Annotated in this window: 19 protein-coding genes and 1 pseudogene; 8 read left to right on the forward strand and 12 right to left on the reverse strand. The window is 36.2% G+C overall.

What is annotated here, in order from left to right:
* Positions 1 to 198 precede the first annotated feature (198 nt).
* The 7 genes from CWR48_RS17415 to CWR48_RS17445 all read right to left on the reverse strand — a co-directional run bounded on the left by CWR48_RS17415 (position 199) and on the right by CWR48_RS17445 (position 7,299).
* Positions 199 to 840 (reverse strand): sulfotransferase family 2 domain-containing protein, encoded by a 642-nt coding sequence (locus CWR48_RS17415; protein WP_115774596.1) that lies wholly within the window; start codon positions 838 to 840, stop codon positions 199 to 201.
* A gap of 16 nt (positions 841 to 856) precedes the next feature.
* Complete coding sequence (locus tag CWR48_RS17420; protein ID WP_115774597.1) at positions 857 to 1,780, reverse strand: sulfotransferase family protein; 924 nt, start codon at positions 1,778 to 1,780, stop codon at positions 857 to 859.
* A 36-nt stretch (positions 1,781 to 1,816) separates the two neighbouring features.
* Positions 1,817 to 2,767: a DUF4915 domain-containing protein gene (locus tag CWR48_RS17425; RefSeq protein ID WP_170140798.1), complete on the reverse strand. Its 951-nt coding sequence runs from the start codon at positions 2,765 to 2,767 to the stop codon at positions 1,817 to 1,819.
* Positions 2,768 to 2,802: 35 nt separating this feature from the next.
* Complete coding sequence (locus tag CWR48_RS17430; protein ID WP_115774599.1) at positions 2,803 to 4,407, reverse strand: methyltransferase domain-containing protein; 1,605 nt, start codon at positions 4,405 to 4,407, stop codon at positions 2,803 to 2,805.
* A gap of 27 nt (positions 4,408 to 4,434) precedes the next feature.
* A complete protein-coding gene (locus CWR48_RS17435) occupies positions 4,435 to 5,262 on the reverse strand; it encodes a hypothetical protein (RefSeq protein ID WP_115774600.1) in 828 nt (275 codons plus the stop codon).
* 208 nt (positions 5,263 to 5,470) lie between these two features.
* The gene (galU, locus tag CWR48_RS17440; protein WP_115774601.1) at positions 5,471 to 6,343 is read right to left on the reverse strand and encodes a UTP--glucose-1-phosphate uridylyltransferase GalU; all 873 of its coding nucleotides are present in this window, start codon (positions 6,341 to 6,343) and stop codon (positions 5,471 to 5,473) included.
* A gap of 191 nt (positions 6,344 to 6,534) precedes the next feature.
* Entirely contained in the window at positions 6,535 to 7,299 is a 765-nt protein-coding gene (locus tag CWR48_RS17445; RefSeq protein WP_115774602.1) for a GT-D fold domain-containing glycosyltransferase, read from the reverse strand.
* 232 nt (positions 7,300 to 7,531) lie between these two features.
* Between CWR48_RS17445 and CWR48_RS17450 the strand changes: the two genes are divergently transcribed.
* From CWR48_RS17450 to CWR48_RS17460, 3 genes are all read left to right on the forward strand, one after another.
* Positions 7,532 to 7,846 carry a hypothetical protein gene (locus tag CWR48_RS17450; protein ID WP_115774603.1) on the forward strand — a complete coding sequence of 105 codons (315 nt, stop codon included), beginning with the start codon at positions 7,532 to 7,534 and terminating at the stop codon, positions 7,844 to 7,846.
* Positions 7,847 to 7,970: 124 nt separating this feature from the next.
* Positions 7,971 to 8,987: a YheC/YheD family protein gene (locus CWR48_RS17455; protein ID WP_170140799.1), complete on the forward strand. Its 1,017-nt coding sequence runs from the start codon at positions 7,971 to 7,973 to the stop codon at positions 8,985 to 8,987.
* A 163-nt stretch (positions 8,988 to 9,150) separates the two neighbouring features.
* Positions 9,151 to 10,461, forward strand: coding sequence for a UDP-glucose dehydrogenase family protein (locus CWR48_RS17460; RefSeq protein ID WP_115774605.1), 1,311 nt, complete (start codon positions 9,151 to 9,153; stop codon positions 10,459 to 10,461).
* Between the two features lie 513 nt (positions 10,462 to 10,974).
* Here the strand turns inward: CWR48_RS17460 and CWR48_RS17465 are convergent.
* On the reverse strand, positions 10,975 to 12,570 hold the full coding sequence (locus CWR48_RS17465; RefSeq protein ID WP_115774606.1) for a class I SAM-dependent methyltransferase: 1,596 nt from the start codon (positions 12,568 to 12,570) through the stop codon (positions 10,975 to 10,977).
* Positions 12,571 to 13,097: 527 nt separating this feature from the next.
* On the opposite strand from CWR48_RS17465, the pseudogene CWR48_RS17470 reads away from it, so the two are divergent.
* From CWR48_RS17470 to CWR48_RS17485, 4 genes and pseudogenes are all read left to right on the forward strand, one after another.
* A pseudogene (locus CWR48_RS17470) lies at positions 13,098 to 14,811 on the forward strand (phospho-sugar mutase).
* Positions 14,812 to 15,297: 486 nt separating this feature from the next.
* On the forward strand, positions 15,298 to 15,498 hold the full coding sequence (locus tag CWR48_RS17475; RefSeq protein WP_115774607.1) for a hypothetical protein: 201 nt from the start codon (positions 15,298 to 15,300) through the stop codon (positions 15,496 to 15,498).
* A 794-nt stretch (positions 15,499 to 16,292) separates the two neighbouring features.
* Complete coding sequence (locus tag CWR48_RS17480; RefSeq protein WP_115774608.1) at positions 16,293 to 16,475, forward strand: hypothetical protein; 183 nt, start codon at positions 16,293 to 16,295, stop codon at positions 16,473 to 16,475.
* 2 nt (positions 16,476 to 16,477) lie between these two features.
* Entirely contained in the window at positions 16,478 to 17,950 is a 1,473-nt protein-coding gene (locus CWR48_RS17485) for a sodium:solute symporter family protein (RefSeq protein WP_115774609.1), read from the forward strand.
* Positions 17,951 to 18,063: 113 nt separating this feature from the next.
* Here CWR48_RS17485 and CWR48_RS17490 read toward each other — a convergent pair whose 3' ends face one another.
* Positions 18,064 to 19,017: a bile acid:sodium symporter family protein gene (locus CWR48_RS17490; protein ID WP_115774610.1), complete on the reverse strand. Its 954-nt coding sequence runs from the start codon at positions 19,015 to 19,017 to the stop codon at positions 18,064 to 18,066.
* Between the two features lie 306 nt (positions 19,018 to 19,323).
* Here CWR48_RS17490 and CWR48_RS17495 point away from each other — a divergent pair, with 306 nt between their 5' ends.
* Positions 19,324 to 19,644 carry a HesB/YadR/YfhF family protein gene (locus CWR48_RS17495; protein ID WP_211316770.1) on the forward strand — a complete coding sequence of 107 codons (321 nt, stop codon included), beginning with the start codon at positions 19,324 to 19,326 and terminating at the stop codon, positions 19,642 to 19,644.
* A 42-nt stretch (positions 19,645 to 19,686) separates the two neighbouring features.
* Here CWR48_RS17495 and ybaK read toward each other — a convergent pair whose 3' ends face one another.
* The 3 genes from ybaK to CWR48_RS17510 all read right to left on the reverse strand — a co-directional run bounded on the left by ybaK (position 19,687) and on the right by CWR48_RS17510 (position 21,390).
* Complete coding sequence (gene ybaK, locus CWR48_RS17500) at positions 19,687 to 20,175, reverse strand: Cys-tRNA(Pro) deacylase (RefSeq protein WP_115774611.1); 489 nt, start codon at positions 20,173 to 20,175, stop codon at positions 19,687 to 19,689.
* A gap of 139 nt (positions 20,176 to 20,314) precedes the next feature.
* Positions 20,315 to 20,734, reverse strand: a complete 420-nt coding sequence (locus CWR48_RS17505) for a DUF1801 domain-containing protein (protein ID WP_115774612.1) — start codon at positions 20,732 to 20,734, stop codon at positions 20,315 to 20,317.
* A gap of 71 nt (positions 20,735 to 20,805) precedes the next feature.
* Entirely contained in the window at positions 20,806 to 21,390 is a 585-nt protein-coding gene (locus CWR48_RS17510) for a VanZ family protein (protein ID WP_115774613.1), read from the reverse strand.
* Positions 21,391 to 21,469: the final 79 nt, after the last annotated feature.

Consider the following 21,469-nt stretch of genomic DNA (forward strand, 5'->3'; position numbering starts at 1 on the left):
GTAATAATAAGTGACCAACTCTTTTAACTAACTGTTAGTAAACTATGCGAGCATGCTGCAATTTGAATAAAGAAAATAACTATTTTAAGAAATTTAGACAATCGCCATCAAGAAAATAAAACACCCCGAGAACGGTTCCAAAGGGTGTTTTGGTATTTAATAAATTGATGCTATCGTTTTTCACAAAACTTATAACCGTTAAAATTCATAGCCAAGTAAATCAATTTCCTTTTTAAAATATTGTCGAACCAATTCTTTCTGATCCTTATTATAGTGTGTTCGATAATGTTGCCTGTCTTTACGAAAGTTTCCTTTTGCTTTTGGCAACCAACCATCAAAGGGAAGACCAATTTTCTGACAAACTTTTGATAAGTCTTCATCTAAATTTTCATATTTTCCTAGAAAATCAACCACTACGTTATTTTTAATGGTATAGATCGGATAATTATAAGCATCCTTAAATTTGTTCAAATTCAGGTACTTGTCAAAGCTGATATCCGACGTAGATTTCCCGGATTTAAAGTAATAATGTGAAATAACTTTATCCCAAGGATTACGGTCGAAGCTGAACTTATAATAGGAACTCCAAATATCTTTGCCTATAGTATTTGCAATCTTTTTTGCTCCGTAATGATTAAAAAATTTGGGCTTTTTATTATTTTCATCCATGTAGTTTTGCGGTTTGATACCGAAACGTGCTCTTATTTCCTCATCTTCTGGCGCGATTGGAGTAATGATGTCATCTTCACCGCAATATCTTGACAACGAGATTTCGATACTTGTTCCGGCCGTTTTTTTTGACTTCAAAAAAATAAATTTATATTTATGAGAAATAATCATTATCCCCACTCCCACCTTACATCTTTTTATTTCTTACATATCCATTTAGTATCTGTTTCTTATATTGCATATATAATGCTTTGCCAGGGATGATATTGTCTAAGTTCGCGCCCTGCTGCAAAACAAAATGGTGCAGTGATTGTAATTCTGCATCTGTCAATCGTTCATGCCATAAGCTGTTGCGGTTACTATCAATTTTTTGAATAAGTTTTTCAGGTACATATTTTGGCAGATCCAAAAATTGAAAACATTGATCAATAATCTCTCCAGGGTTATCAATAAGTTCTTCTTCTTTTATAATTAAAAAACGATTTTGCTCTTGGTTGGCTAAAAACCTCGAAACTGCTTTGTTGTTTTCATACCAGTATTCGGCTAGATATCTTACATCTCCCCCAGGGAAAAAGCGAGTATTATCGACATCATCGGGTGGACACTTTTCCGGATGATATATCCAGCATCGTGTAGCATCATCATTTTCTTGTATCGGCCAATAATGTGAATTATCATCAAATAATTTTTTCATACTTGCCACGACATTTGGAAGGTCTCGATAGATCCATATAAATCGGGCATCAGGAAATAAGCCATTAACGAATGCCATCTTATTGCAAAAATGTGGATTTTTATTTAAAAAAGTGCCATCTTCGTTCTTTTTCTTTTTTTTAATGACTTCATCCATCCGTTTATGAAACGCCTGTGTTAATTGTTCTAACTGACCTGGCTTAATATCATTCTCATCTAAACATGGACAAGATGTGTCACCTGTTTTTGGAGAAGACATGGGGACATTTCCTTCAGTTGACCAAATATCTTTGAGTTCAAATCCACAATGAATAATCCCTGGATGTTCACCAAGGAGCTTTGACAACAAGGTTGTACCGCTTCTCATACAACCAACAACAAATATTGGCTTTTTGAGACGATCTTTTTTTTCAATCATCTATTCTTCCTCCCATTTGTTTTAATGGTTGTCATACTAATAAGGAACAATGGCATACGGATTACCAATAGGCAGTTTTATAAATCGACTAATTTTCTTGTCAAAATCATATAAGTGAACACCGCCATCGACAGAAACATTCGAAAATTTGTGATTTTTATCCTGCAAGTGCTTCATTTTGCTTTGACCGACAACCAAAATATTATTATCAAAATGCAACCCCCGGGTAAACCCAGTAAATTGCGCCACGACTTGGCTCTGATTCAAACCAATATCAAACTTTGAAACATTTAAATTTAAGGAATCGCAATAATAGAGATTATCACCATTCATTGATATACTATGAGGAGCCGTTAAATTGTCAATAATGATTCCTTTCGGCTTAAAATCATGACGGTCGAATGCTACAATAGCTCCGTCCCATTGTTCTGGTAACTTATCCTTCCATCCACCTGATACCGAAAACATCGAAAGTAGGATGCTATCTTCTATGACGAGAACATCATTGATATGATGCACATCATTTTCAGGTGTTGACAATATAAATTCAGCCTGTTTTTGCAACGTTTGTTCTTCATAAACAATCACCTTGTTTTGCTGCGATACGACGATATAGATCAAACCATCATTTGACACCTTAATGCCGTGTAATCCACTTATGGATTTGTCATGAACCTCTACGACCCTTTTTATATTTAAGTGTTCATCGAAAATAATTAATTCATTGGGTTGTTTTAAAGCCATAAACTGATTTTTATATTTTATTAAGCCTGCAAATATGCCCTCGTATTTTCTTTGGAAACTGTTTTTATTTGGATTAAAAGTGTATAATCCACCATGGCCGCGTCCGACACTTACAAGTAAATCCCTATTATAATCCGATACCGTAGTTACTTGGCTTTTGGCAGGTTGTTCCAGGCGTTCATAGTTGAACTCTGTTTTTGATAACGATTGCATGATATCTTGATCAATAATCTTTTTCTCCATAGGCGCTTCTCCTTTCATTAACTTATATTGGATGCTTAATAGTCTTTGCGATAATCCCGTAAACGGTTATTAAATGCCTGTATTCGGTTCGCCATTAGTAAATTTGGATTATTTTTTCTTATTTTTAAATAGTTATCATCCGTTATTGAATTACGATAATGAATAATAATAGGGTCGTATTCTTTCTCACTCATTGGACAATTCATTTGATTTGTAAGCTGTTTATATGGAATTGGATTTTTAACATAAGCCAGAGTTAAGGAAGCCTGCTCACAAAAAAAGTGAGATTTCTTCAGTAGTTTGAGTTTACCGGTTAAATCCTCCGTGTAATTCTTCCATACAGAGAAAAACGTTTTCAGGATAGACTGAGGAAAAATTAAAACGCCAGTATTACAATACCAAACCGTTTTTTGATTATTTTTAGACGTTCGATAGTCGCGATTTGGAATTGGGAGACCATAGTGTTTAAATAAATCTTTGAATATGTCATGAGGTACGCTGAGTCCATTTGCAATTTTTGCTTGAAAATGATCCCCATCAATATATGGCGTCGGGTCCTGAACAACCACCGTATCGCAATCCAAAAACATGATAGTATCATATGAAACCATTTCTGCGCATTCAAACAATCTCAGCTTATTGGATGGTGGATGGGCCAGACTAAATCGTTTAACGATCCGCACAAATGCTCCCCACTTTTTTAGCTCATCTACAAATGAGGGATCCGCCTCATCCACAATACAGACAATAATGTTGACACCTGCTACCCCACCGCCAAACCAACGAATCGATTGAACCAATCGCAATGTTCTCTCTTGAAATTTTGAATTGTTTTCAGTAACGCACCCGATCACCAATCGGCCAGCATTTGGTACTAGCCCTCTAAGAGTTTCTTTTGAATAATTGGTTTCAATGTTAAGTCCTGCCTTAGATAGCTCATTATGATGTGTAGAAAGAAAATCTTCCTTTTCATCTTTTGTGAATAGTGATAGATCTTTTTTACTAATGAACCCAATGTGTTCGTGGTCTGATTTAGCAAAAATAAAATCGTGTTGGAGACATGTCCTGAGAAGGGTCCCTTTCGTTTGTTTATGACAATGCATTCCCATGGTTGCATAGCTGTCATCAGTTTGGTCCGATTCATTTGGATTTTCCACAAATCGTGAACTTAATGTAATAAATCCCCCCGGGCGCAGCGCACTTTTAACTTTTTCCCAAATGGTCTCCATTTCAAATACTGGAATGTATTCAATCAGATCATTCATCACAATGACGTCATAGGAATTCTCTTCCCGTAAATCTTTCGCTTCCATGATCTCTAATTTTACTCTTGGGTCTGCGTATCTCTCCTGTGCAATTCTATAAGCCGATTTGCTAAAATCAATACCGTTATAGCCCTTACTGTTTTCCTTTAAAAAAAAAGGAATTAACTCACCTCTGCCAAAGCCGATCTCTAAAACATCTTTCCCGTCTAGATTACCTGTAAATGACTTTATAAAATGAAACATATCAATAAATCGTTGGTGAACATCATTATTATTGAATTCGCTGTACCCTGACAAGCCATAATGTCGGTGTGTTTCAACATCTTCCCCCCCTAGGAAATAAGCTTCCGAATATTTTAGAGTAAAGTCGCCCATAATCTCTCTCCCTTCCGTTTTAATAGCTTAATAATCATCCAAGGAATATAGTTTTAATGCATGTGGGGCATAGCGTTCAAGCTGATCTCGAATGTCCTCCACCAACTCTAATTGATAATGCTTGTTTTTGTTACTATCAGTGATATCAATTTCTTTTTCGTAGCGCTTATTTGTCAAATCCTCAAAAACGGTTGGATGCTCCAAGATTGTTTCATATTTTAAAAGGGTTATATTATCGGCTAATGATAAATAGCGTTCACAAAAAAGATCATATATCTTTACTTGCTTCACAAGTAAAGGATCAGTGCTGTCCGAATTTTTTTTGATTTCTGGCCAAAAACGTTCCGCTCCGGGTAACCTGCCTTTGCTTATCGGAAAATTGACCTTTTGCCAAGATAATATGGTTGGAATGGGGTGTCTAATGGTGGCTAAAACTGAAAAAAAATTGTTTTCGACAAGATGAGGCAAAATACTTGTATAATGAGCATTGTGCTTCATACCTAACAGAAAATCTTTGTTATCAACATGAAGAATAAATTGATTGGCGTGCTTACTTTTTGACACTTTACCATTCTTGTCATAATTAATATAGTTTGTTAAAGGTAACCCATCATCATGTCGTCGATCGTCAATTAGCTCTTGATTTGTTATTCTTCCCCTTGTCTTCACAAAATCTTTTTCAATTTGTTGAACCAACTCGTTAACATTACTTGTCTCCTTAAACAGTCGTGCTTGCCAAGCTGGCTCACTCAAACAGACACTGTTCGATAAGCCATCAATAAGCGCTGTTGTCAATGTTGTGCCGCTTCTCGGTATACCCGTAACAATTAAATTTTTATTGTTGATTTTATCCATTTCATCACCTTTCTTCTTATAGATGCGGCTTTCTAATCGCTTAAAAAATTCAGGCTGTTTCTTGACTATTATTATCCTATGCCAACCCTCTTCTTTTTAACCTACATTTATAAGAACTAACTTCTGAAATTCGATGGTGGGCCTTCATTCCTGGGGAGAATGTATGCAGTGGAGAGATTCATCGGTTTCGTAATGTTATCAGCTATCGCTAACGACTTTTTGTGATGACTTCCTCGAGAAATTGAAGGACATCCTTTTTTAGATCGTCTCTCTCAATTGCAAATTCGATAATGGTTTTAAGATAGCCTAACTTTTCACCTATATCATAGCTTTTCCCTTCAAAAGTCTGAGCATAGACATTCTCATAATCAAGTAGTGTTGCAAGGGCATCCGTTAGCTGAATTTCATTACCGACCCCCGGCTTCTGTTTCTCTAATAAGTCAAAAACTCTTGGCGTAAGGACATACCTACCAAATATGGCTAAATTTGATGGTTCCTCTCCAATTTCTGGCTTCTCTACCAAATTACAAACCCTTTGAAGTGGTTCGTTCCCCTTTATTACATCCACAATTCCATAACGACTTACTTCGGATTTATTAACAGGTTTAACCCCGATGATTGATGATTGGTGTTCTTCAAACAAATGGATCATTTCTTTTAAACATGATTTGTTATCTTTGACAAGTGTGTCTCCTAATAAAACGGCAAACGGTTCGTTGCCAATAAAACTTCTTGCACACCAAATCGCATGTCCCAAACCCTTCGGCACACCTTGACGAGTATAATGAATGTTCGCTAAACGTGTAATGTCTTGCAGTTCCTCTAAAATGGTTATTTTTCCCTTGTTTTTTAATATTTCCTCTAATAAATAGGACGTATCAAAGTGATCTTCAATTGCTTTCTTTTCTTTTCCAGTAACGATAATAATATCTTTAATTCCTGCTGCAACTGCTTCTTCAACAATATATTGGATTGTTGGCTTATCAATAATAGGCAACATTTCTTTCGGCATTGCCTTCGTAGACGGCAAAAGCCTAGTGCCTAGACCCGCTGCAGGAATAACTGCTTTTGTTACTTTCACTACAATTCTCCTCCTTTCTTTCAATTGTTCTATCAAATCTTGCATAATTTTAATCTATGGATGTACAATTTATTTGTCACGGCATATCCATTACAATCCTTAATAATTTATTCCCAATTAAATAACACTGATAGGACTATGCCTATCAGGGTTAACAAGTTCTATTTTCATCACTTATATTTATATTAAGATCAAGGTAGTAAATCAATGTTTGCTCTTTTAGAAGAATGAGTTAATCCAGCCTTTTCTTTTACCATAAACATTAACGACTTTCCGAAATCAATGCCAATCTTACCTGTCACCTCAGCAACTTTCTGTGCAAGGATTACTGAATTGACACCGCAAGAAATCAGCGCAATATCAAAGTTTTCCTTATTTAACTTAATTGTTTCTAATGTCTGCGCCATTTCATCATAGTGACTAAAAGGTATTTTCATACAGATATTTAGTTTATAAGGCTTTTCTTTTAATAGGTGAGCCGCTTGTTCTGACCACTGACCGATAATCATGATCTTCTTGTTTCTTAACGCCTTCCAAAAAGTCTTCTTTTGAGCAAAAACCCTGTTTACAAAAGTATGACATACCGACTGAGGATCAATTTGAAAATGATTAAATACTTGATCGGTTAACTCACGTTTTAATCGATCTTCAGTCAGAATGGGATCATTATTGTAGAAAGGTATGCCAACGATGTCGGCGGCCTTTATAGCATCCACCATTTGATCTCTTAAGGTTAGATTTGGGAGGGTAACCCCTTTCAATCTCCTGTCTTGATTTGCTCGCTGTGCCCACCGTTCATTTAAAACGCTATTGATTGTCATAACGGAATCTTGGGCTAAAACAATATTCTCGCCATCACCCACACGTACGAGAGAAAATGGATTCCTCTCTTCAATTGAATTGATTAACTTTTCCAAAACCTGATCTACTGTTAGAAGTTGATCATCAGGGATCATATAGGGAACTCCTTTGAATGCAAATTTTCTATTAATTATAATATGATATGCCCTCATTTAACGCATTGACATCAAAATAGGCCTAAATTCAAACTGGATTAGATTAATTAATCGTTCATAATACTACCGGAACTTTTGTCCAAACTCTTACCTCTCTTCGACATAATCTAAAAATGAGAGGATAACTCTTAAATAAATAACAATAAAATGAATGAAAGGAGTTAGTATAACAATGGGAAAAATGAATATGTGTTTCGTCGAAATAAACGCTTTAGCCGAAACAATCACTGCTAATAATCCCAAAATTCGTATTAATGGGACGGAAAACGATTTGGATAATCTCCCGAAAATTGTTTTCGCAGCAAATGTATCAAAAAACTCGGCTGGTTTTATCCCGCTTATCATTGAAGTACTTGTTGGAAACGCCGTTCAAGCGAGAATTGACATCCAACTGCCATGTCCTGTAACAATCCCGCAGTTAGTTCTATTTACGGTCCCTGGGCAAGGACTTGGAACAGTCACCTTAGATATTAACATTACGTCCTAACAAGAAATTCTAAAAAAGCACCTCTACCTGGGGTGCTTTTTCGAAAGGAGAATAAAAAAGTATGAATAACACTAGCGTAAATAAACCAGTGATAGGCATCTGTGTGTCGAAGAAGAAACGATTGATGAGTGAATTAGTAGAAAGAAGAATTAAAAGATTCCATGGTAATGCTTCCTTTATAAAATTTCATGTTGAAGATTTGGATTTTAAAAATTTTCAAGTGAAAGGGGAATGTTTTGAAAAGAAAACAAGAAATTGGATTGAAGGCATTTTCTCTTTCCCTGACGTAGTTTATGTACAATGCCATATTGAAAAAGAAATACTGGAACAAATTGAGCAAATCATTGGCCGAAAGGTTTTTAACAATTTTATATTCGATAAATGGCAAGCCTCGGATTTACTTACAAAAGATGACTTTCTCCAACGCTCCCTTCCGGACACACAGCAATTGAAGAATGAAACGAACCTGCAACAATTTTTGAACAACTACCAGGATATTATTTTAAAACCAATTGATGTTACTAAAGGACACAGTAGCAGAGGGATTTTCCGAGTCAAACTGCAAAACAATGAAAAAATAGTGGTATTTTTTGCAAAAAGGCAAGAAATGAAGGTGAAAGATTTTCTGTCATTCGACGATTTCTTTGAATGGTTTTCTGTCAAGACTTCCGGTAAGGACTATATTATCCAGCAAAGTATTCAGACGATGACATGGGGAGAGAATACCACCGATATTCGGCTTAACATGAATAAAAATGGCCAGGGAAAGTGGGAAGTGTCTGTATTATTGTTCCGTGTCGCCACAAATGGGAGTCATATGATTCCCAAAGTAGCAACAGCCTTAACGATTAATAATTTAATCAAAATGTATCCTGAAGATAGCAAGAAGTGGCAGGATATAGAAAAGGATATTACTACCCTTGGGCACATCATTTGTCAAGATTTCGAGTATCACGGCTATCATATGGGAAATTTGGGTATCGATTTAGGTTTGGATGACAATGGTCATTTATGGATTTTTGAAGTAAATCCTCTCCCCTTTCCGCTTGATGGGACAGTTAATGATGAATCGTTGACTAAACCCCTTGAATACGCGTTATACCTTGCTTCAAATAAAAATAAAAAGAGGTTGTTCTTCTAAATAGCTTTCTCCATTTTAATAGGCTATTTTATTACGAATTTTATTTATTGTTATATAATGGGTCATATATCTATAACGCCAAAAATATTTGTCCATATATTGATGATATAAGACAATTAGTAACTTTGGTACATCCAAAAATTGAAAATTGGAAGTGGTATTATTGGATATTGCTGTATTAGGTACAGGATACGTTGGTTTAGTCACAAGTGTTTGTTTATCCGAAATCGGTCATGAGGTAACTTGTATTGATGTTGATAAAGAAAAAGTAAAAAAAATGGCCCTTGGTATTTCACCGATCTATGAGCCGGGACTAGTAGAGTTAATGACATCCAATATCAATAATGGACGGTTACACTTCACGGTAAATCATAAAGAAGGGCTAGCTAATAAGAAAATTATATATATAGCTGTAGGTACCCCGCAAAAGAAAGATCGATCAGCGGACCTTCGATTTATTGTCCAGGCAGCGAAGGACATTGCACATAATATTAAAAATGATGTTATCATCGTGACAAAGAGTACTGTTCCTGTTGGTACTAATATGTATATCAAAGAATTGATTTTGGAAAATTTAACTACTGATTTAAAAGTGGAGATTGTTTCAAATCCTGAATTTCTTCGTGAAGGTTCAGCCATAAAAGATACTTTTTATGGAGATCAAATAGTTATTGGTTCAGAGAATGATGGGCCAGCTAGCATTCTTGAAAAAATATATAAGCCGTTCGGTGTCCCGGTATTTAAAACAGATATTTATAGTGCTGAAATGATCAAATATGCATCGAATGCATTTTTGGCGTCGAAAATCAGTTTTATCAATGAAATGGCAAATATGTGCGAAAAAATTGGGGCCAATATTGATGACGTGGCAAAGGGAATGGGGCAAGATAGGCGAATTGGTTCTCATTTTTTGCGTGCTGGAATTGGCTATGGCGGTTCCTGCTTTCCAAAGGATACGCAAGCACTGGTTAAGATGGCGGAAAACGTACAGTGTGATCTCGGGATTATAAGGTCCACTATTGAGATAAATGAATTACAGCACACTGTACTCTTAAAAAAGGCAAAAGAACGTTTTGGGAATCTCGTTGGAAAACGATTAGCTTTATTAGGATTAACCTATAAACCAAACACCGATGATATAAGGGGGGCACCATCGATCCCTATTTCAGAACAATTGATAAAAGAAGGCGCCAACATCATTGCCTACGATCCAGTTGGAATGGAGAAAGCAAGAGCCATCCTTCCAAAAGAGATACAATATGCAGGTTCTTTAGAAGAAGCCCTATTGAACGCTGACCTTGCTTTCATCTTAACAGAATGGGACGAAATAATAGAGTATGTGGAAAATAAATTGATGGAAGAACCTGTAATTTTTGATGGACGAAATTGTTTCTCATTAGAGGACGCTAAAAAACTTAATGTTGAATATCATTCTATTGGAAGACCAGCTGTATTAAAAGGAAAAGACGCTTGACTATCAGCAAAATAAAAAACGTAATGTCAACTAGCTGTCGCAAATGGAATATTTATACAATGGATAACATAAAAAAGATCGGTTTTATAAATTAGCGGGTTCCGTTATTTATAAACACGGTCTTTTTTCAATGCTTTAACCGAATTATTCTTACCAGATACAGAAGTTAATAGCTATTATTTTTCTTCGTTTAGTGAGTTTTCCCCATCATTCTTTTTGTTCGCTATATCCCACTCTTCACTTTCTTCGTGTTGAATTTCAAATACAATTTCTTTTAATTCTTTCCCACACTTCTTGCATATCAAATTTACTTTACCTTGAATTACTCAGCATCTCGGACAATAACTTCTGTGTTTCATACTTCATCCTACCAATCATTTTTGTTCAATTTCAGTTAGCCTTATTAAGAAATTGGGTGATTTTTAGCAATATTAAAACCGGCGGTCATTCCTTCCGAAGAACGTCGGCTTTTTATAACACTTTGTCTGCGTTTTGAAAAAGGTTCGTTTCGGGCTATTCAAATTTGTTCATATTATATTCTCTTAAGCGTTTATTAAACTTCTTAACCATTCTTAGTAAATGGAAATCCTGTGTATTTTCCATTAGGTAACCATTATCATTAATATATTTATGATAATGAATAATAATAGGGTCAACCTTATCCCCTTTATATATAATTTTCGGATTCAGATGATAGTTCATTTCTTTTGGTAACTCTTCAAAAGGAATATCTTCTGTAAAATAGGCTAAGGTTAGGGCGGCTTGTTCGCAGAAAAAGAATTTGTCAAGTAGGTGTTTATTTTCAACTAGATCATGGACATATTCTTCCCATTTGGATAAAAAGGATGGCAACATTTTTTGCGGAAATATAAGTACGCCGGCGTTGCAGTACCAAATCATCGGTTCAGAATTGAAAGCGGCCTTAAATTGCTGTGTTGGAAGGGGAAGATGATAATGAGAAAAAAGCTTTTTAAAAGCTGCATGTGATACAGTTGGTTTTCCTGCCATCGCTGCTTGGAATTTATCTCCGCTAATATGCTTTAACGGATCCTGAACGATGATAGTATCGCAGTCCATCAGCATTAACGTGTCATAAAATACAGTTTCAGGTAATTCAAAAAACCTAAACTTGTTCGAAGGGGCATGTTCTGTACTAAAGCGTTCAACCACTCTAACAAACGCCCCCCACTTACCTAATTCATCTACAAATGAAGGAGCTACCTCTTCCACCATACACACCACAATATTTGCACCCGCCATACTTCCACCAAACCAACGAATGGATTGGACTAGCCTTAGCGCCTGTTCACGATATTTAGGGGTGTTTTCCGCCACGCAACCGATTAATAAACGGCCTGCGTCACTCGTTATACAATGTTTCATTAATTTACTTTTTATATCAGTTGAGGTTAAAGAAAATTCCCTTTTTTGTACAAATCCAAAGTAGTTCTGTTCCCATTTTACACAAAGCAAATCGTGTCGATTACACATCTTTAAAATTGTATCGATTGTTTGTTTGTTGCAACTGATACCCATCGTTGCTTGGTTGTCTTCCATTGGGTCAGCCTCATTAGAGTTTTCGTATAACGGTGTACCTAACATGATGATGCCACCTGGGTTCAATGTTTTTACTACTTTTTGCCAGACTTCCTCCATTTCAAATACCGGGATATGTTCCACGATATGATTTAATACAATGACATCATAAGAAGTTTCTTCGTTTAAATCCTTTGCTTCCATCTTTTCCAATTTTACTTTTGGATCGGTGTATCGCCCTTTTGCGATTTTCAAAGCTGTACTGCTGAAATCAACACCATGATAACTTTGGATCATTTCTTTTAGAAATAAGGGAATTAATTCTCCTCTCCCAAATCCAATTTCTAACACACTTTTATTTTTGAGGTGTCCCGCAAAGGATTTAATAAATTTAAACGCATCCACAAATCGTTGATGCGTATTATTGCCCTTAAACTCTTCATAACCCAACAATCCAAAATCATTATTTGTTAGTAAATCCTTGCCACCCAAAAAATATTCTTCATTATACTTTTCAATAAGATGCCCCATATACTCATTCCTCCTAAAAAGCGCGTTTCCTTGATCTGCCATACAAAGATATGATCCTCCAAGCTTTTTACTAGTTTATTCCTTAGAAACCCACCAGTAACTTGTCTTACCTTAAACAGGCACTTTTTGGATGAATGACCTTCTGATGTAATCAGTCTGTACAGATTCATTAAACCGTAAATTCTTTATAGATTTCACGAAATTTGGTTTTTAAAGGCCTCAAGTTAATATAAATTTGGGGGAATCCTGGGGCTATTATGAATAGAAGTATGAATAACCGGACCTTCGATATTGCGATCCATGGTATCTTTCAGCTTGTTGGATTATTCATTTTGGAGAACTACTATATATATATTTAATTGTACAATTTTAACAAAACGATCTTCTTTGGGGCTTGACCATGGAGATCTAATTAATAAGGCGATTTACTACCTAACAAATGATAAATCATGGAAATCAATCGCTACTGGAGGATCATACAATTAATCACGACTTAATAAAATGTTAGAGAGTATAAATTTAACTTCTCCAACGGACCATTATAAAAGAACATAGGGGGAATGAATAACATGAAATGGGAAAACGCTTATCACCGTTGGTTGGCACATGAAAATTTGGATAATACGCTAAAGCAACAGTTAGACGACGTTGTCAATGATTCGACGCAATTGGAAGATATGTTTTATAAAAATTTAACTTTTGGAACGGGCGGCATGCGGGGAGAGTTAGGACCTGGAACCAATCGAGTCAATATCTATACAATTAGAAAAGCTATGGAAGGGCTAGCGCAATACATTGCGAGTCACGGTAATGAAGCGAAGCACCGCGGTGTTGTTATCGCATATGATCCACGACATAATTCACAAAGATTTGCATATGAGGCCGCTGCGACGATTGGGAAGCATGGTATCAAGTGTTTCGTATTTGAATCCTTTCGTTCGACGCCCGAACTTTCATTTGCTGTCAGATATTTAAAAGCGTTCTCAGGCATCGTGATCACAGCGAGCCATAACCCGCCAGAATATAATGGTTATAAAGTCTATAATCAGGAAGGCAGTCAGTTACCACCTAACGAGGCTAATTCAGTCATTAATTATGTAAACAGTATTGATAATGAATTGGCTGTCGAATCAACTGATGTAGAGAAACTAAAATTCGCTGGTTTATTGACTGTAATTGGTGACTACGTCGACCAAGCTTATCAAGACCAACTACGAACGATAATGCTACGACCTGATATAATAAAAGAAATGTCAGACCGTTTAACGATTGTTTTTACTCCGTTACACGGGACGGCTTATCAACCTGTCGTCAAGGGACTAGATCATTGGGGCTTTGAAAACGTCACTGTTGTCAAGGAACAAGCCCAACCAAATCCCGATTTTTCCACTGTTAAAATGCCGAATCCTGAAGAGCATCAAGCTTCGAACTGGCCATAAAATATGGAGACGAAGTCAATGCCGACGTATTACTTGCTACTGACCCTGACGCTGATCGTCTCGGTGTGGCGGTTAGAAACCAAGATGGTCAATATACCGTGTTAACCGGCAATCAGACCGGAGCCATTATTTTACAATATTTACTGACACAAAGAAGCATGCAAAAAATAATTCCACATAATGGAATTATTATTAAAACTATTGTGACATCTGAACTAGGAAGGGAAATCGCCCAAACTTTTGGCGTATCAACCGTCGATTCGCTGACGGGTTTTAAATTTATCGGTGAAAAAATCGGGCAATACGAACGAGATGGATCCCACCAATTTCTGTTTGGTTATGAAGAAAGCTATGGTTATTTAATTGGCGACTTCACAAGGGACAAAGACGCTATCCAGGCATGCTTATTTATTGCGGAGGCGACAGCTTACTACAAAAAACAAGGGCAAACATTATACTATGCGCTAATGGATCTCTTTGAAACGTACGGTTATTACCAGGAAGGATTAGAGTCGGTAACGCTGAAAGGAAAAGAAGGCAACGAGCACATCGAAAAGATTATGTCACACTTTAGGCAGTACCCGCCTAAGACGTAGCTGGAAGTCCCATTAAAATCCTTGAAGATTATCAAACGGGTGAACGCAAATTCGTTCAAACTGGTAATTCTGAGCAGATGCTTTTACCCAAGTCCAATGTTTTAAAATACAAACTTGACGATAACTCCTCGATTTTTCTTCGTCCATCTGGCACGGAACCGAAAATTAAGTTTTATTTCGGAGTCAAATCTGATCGGCTTGATTTGGCCAAAAAACGATTGGTAGATGTTAGAGATGCTATCATGTGATGGTACACACTAACTTATTCTGAAATAATAGGACTATGGTATCGAATTTGAACGGTGATAGGCTGGTTTTCACCCTATTACGAAACTATAATAATAAAATAGAAAAGCTATAATATGAAAAAATTAGTGGTATTATTACCAAAATTAGGACCGTTAACAATCATCTATTATTAACAGTCCAGTCAATAAATAAAGGAGTATAAATGAAATAAACGGAAAATATGAGAAAGTTCCTCTATATTTGTATTTGTTATATGTTACGTAAATTTATATGCTCTAGATAGATCACCAGATTTAATAATACGATGAATTCGACTATATTGTGTATTTAAAAATAAGCGTCAAACACTCAGACTAACATTAGTTAATCTTCTGGACTTTCCCTTCAAAAGGCTATTTAATCAATTTTAGATTCAATAGGGCAAATACCGATACCCTTTCCCTCTATAACAATATCATAATATGAAAGAAAGGAGAGAAATGTATATGACACCTCAAGAAGCATTTCTAAAATCTGTTGCACACATGGAAGAGTCATTAGCAAATGCACTAGATGCAGTTTCAGGGCGTGCGAATCCTCGTCAACTCGAAAGAATTTTACGGTTGATTATTAAAAAAGAAATCGTATTGGAGTTTTTATTAAATGAGTTTCCAATGGATGATCACCAACCACCCTGTAAAAAATAGTGTTTGAATGAGACTGATTTACAACATGGGAATTGACTTCATAGCAAATACCTCACCATTCTTGTGCCCGTTATGGATTGTTAGATCCCACATTCCGCACCTGAAAGATAAACCTTTCCCTATTTTTCAGGTGCATTTTTAAAATTGGTATCTTGCTTTTGTTAATCCTTGAAAGTCGACTTCCTTCTTGGTTTTTCTTTTATATTTGACAGTTTATTTTCGGAATCCCTTATTTCTCATTTAAAGTAATACATTTTCTTCTTGTTTCGACACATAAATCGTTAGATCATCCCCCGCAAGTTCAAGGATCCGTTTACATTGTTCATTGATGTTATCTGGAAGATCTGTTAATGATCATATGAAAGTACTAGTAAACTCTACCCTGAATAATGGTCATTTATTACAATGTCCTCTATTCAGAGTATTGATATTTTAGATTTTAAATAGCTGTTTTATTATGTATTAATATAGTATGCAAGACGATAGTCTAAAGTTACAAGTAATCATTTAAATGAAAAAGTTTGAGGGCGCACCTATTTTCGTTCTAATTGAACTTGCAATATAATAACTCAAAATAATCAAGCGACCACAAGCTTCTTTGTGACAATTTTCATTGCGCATATGTTAAATTACATTTGGTTATTATTCTTTTTACTTAACTCGAATTAAGTAAATTAGATAGTCAAAATAATCATTATTTGATATTATACTTATTATACTTTGTGGAAAAGTGATTTATCTTTCAGCAGGAAAAACTAAGTGAAATATTACACATAATATTAGGGGGAATTGGTTTGAAAACAAATGAATGGAAGTGGGCTTTAGCGATTTTCATTATTATTTTATTAGCTTATATTCTGCCATACACCATTTTTACGGGAGTAGCTAAATGGTATGGTAGTTTATTATTATGGATCGTGCTAACACTTATTGTTATTGGAATTAATTATTTTATTTCTAGGAATTGGGGTAAATAGAGATGAGTACAACATATGTATGGTGGGCAATTGCAATTTATGTATTGGCATCCCTTTTTGTTGCGTATTTATCAAGAAGTGGAAAACAAACGAGTATGTCCAGTTATTTTATCGGGGACCGGAAATTAAATGGCTTTGTTTCAGCACTAAGTTACAGTGCAACAACCTATAGTGCGTTTATGCTTGTAGGTCTAGCAGGACTTACCTATATGGGTGGGGTTGGCGCATTGGGATTTGAACTTATTTATTTAATGGGAGTTTCCTTAGTTGCTTTCTTTGGTCCTAGATTTTGGTTAGTCGGCAAAAAATACGGTTATGTTACACCTTCTGAAATGCTAGGTGATCGCTATGATAATAAAGCCGTTGCGATTGTTGTTTCGATTTCTAGCTGTTTGTTTTTGATACCTTATAGTGCGGTACAGCTCGCGGGTGTAGGATATTTATTGCAAGGGATGACAGACAATGCAATATCCTTTACAACAGGAGTCATTATCGCAACGGTCCTTGCCATTGTATTTTCTTTTATCGCTGGCATTCGTTCTGTAGCGTGGACCGATTCCCTGCAATCATTATTTATGATTATTACGTCGACCGTAGTAGTAATTATAATTATAAGTAAATTGGGTGGGTTAGGAGATTTCTTACATACGTTAGAAACTGATCATTACGAGTTACTCACAGTACCTGGTAATGGGTTCTGGAGCTTCACAACTTTTCTTGGGATGACGATACCGTGGTTTTTCTTTAGTCTTTCCAATCCACAAGTGAGCCAAAGACTCTATATGCCGAAATCTTTAAAAAGTTTAAGAACGATGTTAATGGGCTTTATGATCTTTGGATTTATTTATACAATGGTTGCAATCGTTTGGGGATTTTCAGCAGCTATTAAATTCCCTGGCTTAGAAAATGCCGATTTAGCTACACCATTACTATTGTCTTCTGACTTAATACCACCTATTTTAGGAGCCATTGTCATGGTCGGAATTATGGCGGCAGCAGTATCAACGATCGATTCGATCCTGCTTACATTATCATCCCTTTTTGCTCGCGATGTTTATGGAAACTTAAAAAAAGGCGCTACAGATACGATGCAGCTTCGAGTAGGAAAAATTGTCATCCCTATCATTGCGATACTAGCTTTTCTTTTCGCAAAGCTGCAAGTGAATTTAATTGCAGTGCTATCCGTAGCATCCTCCGCTGGATTACTAGTGGTCGTTCCAGCGATAATCGGTACCTTTTTCTGGAAAAGAGGAACTGCTGCAGGGGTTCTAACAAGCGTTATTATTGGTGGGTTAATCGTCATTATGATTGAACTAACACAAATAAAACCATTCGGACTTGCATCCGGCATCTGGGGAATCGTGATTTCAACTCTTTTATATGTAATTGTGAGCTTATTAACAAAAGCTCCCGTGAAGAAAGCAAATGAATTCCTTGGGTATATTAAGACAGCATTAAAGAATGAGAGCAGGTAGGTGCCTGGCACTTCCTGAATTTTTTCGAATATAAAACATACTTAAAAACCTGTATGGGCGAATGCTTGACCATCGCCATACAGGTTTTTTTACGCTTTACATCTTTAAATAGATTAAGCTACTTTCTTATCGTCTTCATTACCTTTATCCCTCTTCCCCCACCATGTTGCAAGTAGTGGCCCGGAGATATTATGCCATACACTGAATATCGCACTCGGTACAGCTGCAATTGGCTCAAAGTGAACAATGGCAAGCGATGCTCCAAGTCCCGAGTTCTGCATCCCTACTTCAATCGAGATAGCTTTTTGATCTTTAAAGTCAAATTTCAATAATTTTGCTAATAAATATCCGAATAGCAGTCCTAGACAATTATGTAGTACAACGACAGCAAAAATTAAAAGACCTGAAGTAATAATGGATTCTTTATTTACTGCAACAACAGCCGCTGCCACTCCAACAATACCGATAACCGAAACAAGTGGTAATGCTGCAACACTCTTGTCGACCTGTTTACTAAATAGTAAGCGAACAACGACACCTAAAACAATTGGAATTAATACGACTTTAACAATCGAAATAAACATCGCCATGAATGATACTGGTAACCATTGACTTGCAAGCAAAAGGGTTAATGCAGGAGTCAAAATTGGTGCAAGCAATGTCGATATTGCTGTGATTGTTACTGATAATGCTGTGTTTCCCTTTGCCAAAAACGTCATAACATTCGATGCGGTTCCACCTGGGCAACACCCAACTAAAACTACCCCAACGGCGATTTCTGGTGGTAAATTGAATAGATATACGAGTCCAAATGCTGTGAGTGGCATGATTGTATATTGTGCGACCACCCCGATCAGAACACTTTTCGGTGCTTGAAAAACTCCTTTAAAATCGTCTACAGAAAGGGTAAGTCCCATCCCAAACATAATAATTCCTAGTAAGAGCGAAATATGTGGTGCAATCCAAGCAAACCCTCCTGGCATTAAGAAGCTAAGTACGGCAAAGATAATTACCCAAAGCGCAAACGTACTTGTGGCAAAGTTACTAATCTTGCTTAATGTTTTCATCTTTGTTTCCTCCTGATGGCAATCTGATTTCAATAAAAAGTTTGAATAATAGAATTACCAGTAATTTCAACTTAATTATTTAATTAGAAATACTATCATAAATCAGACTATAAATCTAGTACATGTTTTAATAATCAAAATAATAAAAGATATTTTCATATTCAGTAGATAGATTATTCATAAAGTAAAACTTCATTAAGTGGGGGTCTTACTACCAGTTAATTCGGATAAATTGTATTGCTACACATTAAAAAAGTAGTGTGCTAAACTAAAATTATCGATGGTAGAAGGGAGGATTCGCAGGAGTTGAATGCTGCGAAAACAAAAATTATGAAAATTACGGTATCTGATCATGCACATAAATGGTTTCAAGAAGAAGTCGGTGTAGAAAAAGGGCAAGCTGTTCGTTTCTACGGTAAAGTTTATGGAAGTACAGAGGTTCATGACAATTTTTCCGTCGCTATCCAAGTTACGGAACCATCGAAAGATCTTTTAGGAGAAGTTACAATTGATGGCATCACGTATTATGCGGAGAAGGCTGATGATTGGTTCTTTAGTGGATACGATTTTGAGGTTAATTATGATGAAACTTCTGAAGACGTGAAATATCACTTTATATCACAATAATCCAAAAGAAGCGAACAGCTGACTGTTCGCTTCTTTTATCCTTTATTCGATCGTAAAATCCGAAAAAACGGCATCCGTCACTTTTTGCAAGTCACCTGGTGTTAGCTCAACCTGCATTCCCCTCTTCCCTGCTGAAACAATCACTGTTTCCATTGATTGTGCTATGTTTGCGATATAAGTTGGAAAGGATTTTTTCATGCCAATAGGTGAACAGCCACCGCGAATGTACCCTGTCGTCAATTCTAATTCCTTCATCGGCAACATTTCCAGTTTCTTATTGCCACTCACCTTTGCAAAAGCTTTCAAATCTAACGTATGATTTGCTGGAATACATGCAACTGTAATTCCTGTCTTGTCCCCTTTTGTGATTAGGGTTTTATAAATCTTCTCCATTGGCATCGCTACTTTTTCAGCGACAGTTATCGCATCAAGATGATCTTCACTCCATGGATACTCGTGTACGTCATATGCAATCTCTTCTTTTTCTAATATACGGATTGCATTTGTTTTATGCAGTTTTTTCTTTTTCATTTCTATGCCCTCTTTGTAAAAATATCATTCCAATACGATCCGAGCGTATCATGGAACTAAGTACGTCTAGTGTTCGAGCCTTATCCATTCTCTCATTTCAACTTATACCTATTCCCGTAAATAGATTCATTACTTCATTCTACTCTGGATACTGTTCCCTTGTATATGCTACCGTTTCGCTAATCAATGTTTTCAGAACATCCACATCAATATCCGCTACTTTATTAATGTATACACATGCCTTACCAACCGTATGTTTACCAAACCGCTTTAGCAATTCCTCTCTTCGCTGCTCGTCCATCATTAAATATAAGCTGATTTTTGCTTTACGAGGTGAAAAGCCAACTAATGACGCATCACCTTCATGACCAGAATCGTATTTATAGTGATACGATCCAAATCCGATAATACTTGGCCCCCACATCTTGGCTTCAAATCCAGTTGTTTCAGTAAAAATATCCAATAATCGATAGGCATCTTCGCGTTTCTTTAGATTGTCCACACTTTCAATAAACTCAATTACACTGTTATTTGTTTCTTTCGTTTTATGTTCGTACATAAAATCCTATCACTCCCTCTGATTTTGATTGTGGTGCCTGACGCTTCCCGAATTTTACCTGAAAACGTTTCTTAATTCCTAATAATCACAACCCGTCGAAAGATTGGTATTAGCATATAGCCAACAAATACGCCAAGCATATTCAGAATGAGATCGTCGATATCCAAACTGCCTCGCTGGGTAATAAATTGGCAAAATTCAATCAAACTAATGAAAACTAAAGGGATTAAAAACCGCATTGCATTTGACTTCCCAGCCATCATTGGAATTAGTCCAAACGGAATGAACAACACAATATTTGCTGCTAGATTATAAAATGCAACTAATGGGGTGGCATTCCCTGCCAAGTAAAAACCAATCGTTGAAAAAGGAATCCAGTTCCAATTATCATACACTTGGTCATTTGGCCTGAAGAATAATAACACGAGCAGACAAATCGAATACCCTACCATTAGTAGATTCAACAACCAGTTAGGGATTGCAAGGGTTTGATTTCGAATCAGAAATGTTAGAAAGATTACAAGCGCTGTCATACATATCCAGACAAAAATCATCACAATCGGATGAAGATAAATAAATAGTTGCAGAAAAACTGGTAAACAGATATAAAAGAGCAGCTGTGAAATAATAATAGAGAAAATGATCGTTCTTTTCATGAATTCGTCCCCTCGACTTACACAATAATTCTACTCCTCTCTATTATACTTTTCTCCAACTAAAAAGAAAACCATACGC

The sequence above is a fragment of the Oceanobacillus arenosus genome, from assembly GCF_003369575.1.
In the GTDB taxonomy this organism is placed as follows: domain Bacteria; phylum Bacillota; class Bacilli; order Bacillales; family Amphibacillaceae; genus Oceanobacillus; species Oceanobacillus arenosus.

Excerpts from the sequence above, each read along its gene's own strand:
- CWR48_RS17415 (WP_115774596.1), bottom strand. The coding sequence starts at position 840 with ATGATTATTTCTCATAAATATAAATTTATTTTTTTGAAGTCAAAAAAA.
- CWR48_RS17420 (WP_115774597.1), bottom strand. The coding sequence starts at position 1,780 with ATGATTGAAAAAAAAGATCGTCTCAAAAAGCCAATATTTGTTGTTGGT.
- CWR48_RS17425 (WP_170140798.1), bottom strand. The coding sequence starts at position 2,767 with ATGGAGAAAAAGATTATTGATCAAGATATCATGCAATCGTTATCAAAA.
- CWR48_RS17430 (WP_115774599.1), bottom strand. The coding sequence starts at position 4,407 with ATGGGCGACTTTACTCTAAAATATTCGGAAGCTTATTTCCTAGGGGGG.
- CWR48_RS17435 (WP_115774600.1), bottom strand. The coding sequence starts at position 5,262 with ATGGATAAAATCAACAATAAAAATTTAATTGTTACGGGTATACCGAGA.
- CWR48_RS17445 (WP_115774602.1), bottom strand. The coding sequence starts at position 7,299 with ATGATCCCTGATGATCAACTTCTAACAGTAGATCAGGTTTTGGAAAAG.
- CWR48_RS17450 (WP_115774603.1), top strand. The coding sequence starts at position 7,532 with ATGGGAAAAATGAATATGTGTTTCGTCGAAATAAACGCTTTAGCCGAA.
- CWR48_RS17455 (WP_170140799.1), top strand. The coding sequence starts at position 7,971 with ATGAGTGAATTAGTAGAAAGAAGAATTAAAAGATTCCATGGTAATGCT.
- CWR48_RS17465 (WP_115774606.1), bottom strand. The coding sequence starts at position 12,570 with ATGGCAGATCAAGGAAACGCGCTTTTTAGGAGGAATGAGTATATGGGG.
- CWR48_RS17475 (WP_115774607.1), top strand. The coding sequence starts at position 15,298 with ATGACACCTCAAGAAGCATTTCTAAAATCTGTTGCACACATGGAAGAG.
- CWR48_RS17485 (WP_115774609.1), top strand. The coding sequence starts at position 16,478 with ATGAGTACAACATATGTATGGTGGGCAATTGCAATTTATGTATTGGCA.
- CWR48_RS17490 (WP_115774610.1), bottom strand. The coding sequence starts at position 19,017 with ATGAAAACATTAAGCAAGATTAGTAACTTTGCCACAAGTACGTTTGCG.
- ybaK (WP_115774611.1), bottom strand. The coding sequence starts at position 20,175 with ATGAAAAAGAAAAAACTGCATAAAACAAATGCAATCCGTATATTAGAA.
- CWR48_RS17505 (WP_115774612.1), bottom strand. The coding sequence starts at position 20,734 with ATGTACGAACATAAAACGAAAGAAACAAATAACAGTGTAATTGAGTTT.
- CWR48_RS17510 (WP_115774613.1), bottom strand. The coding sequence starts at position 21,390 with ATGAAAAGAACGATCATTTTCTCTATTATTATTTCACAGCTGCTCTTT.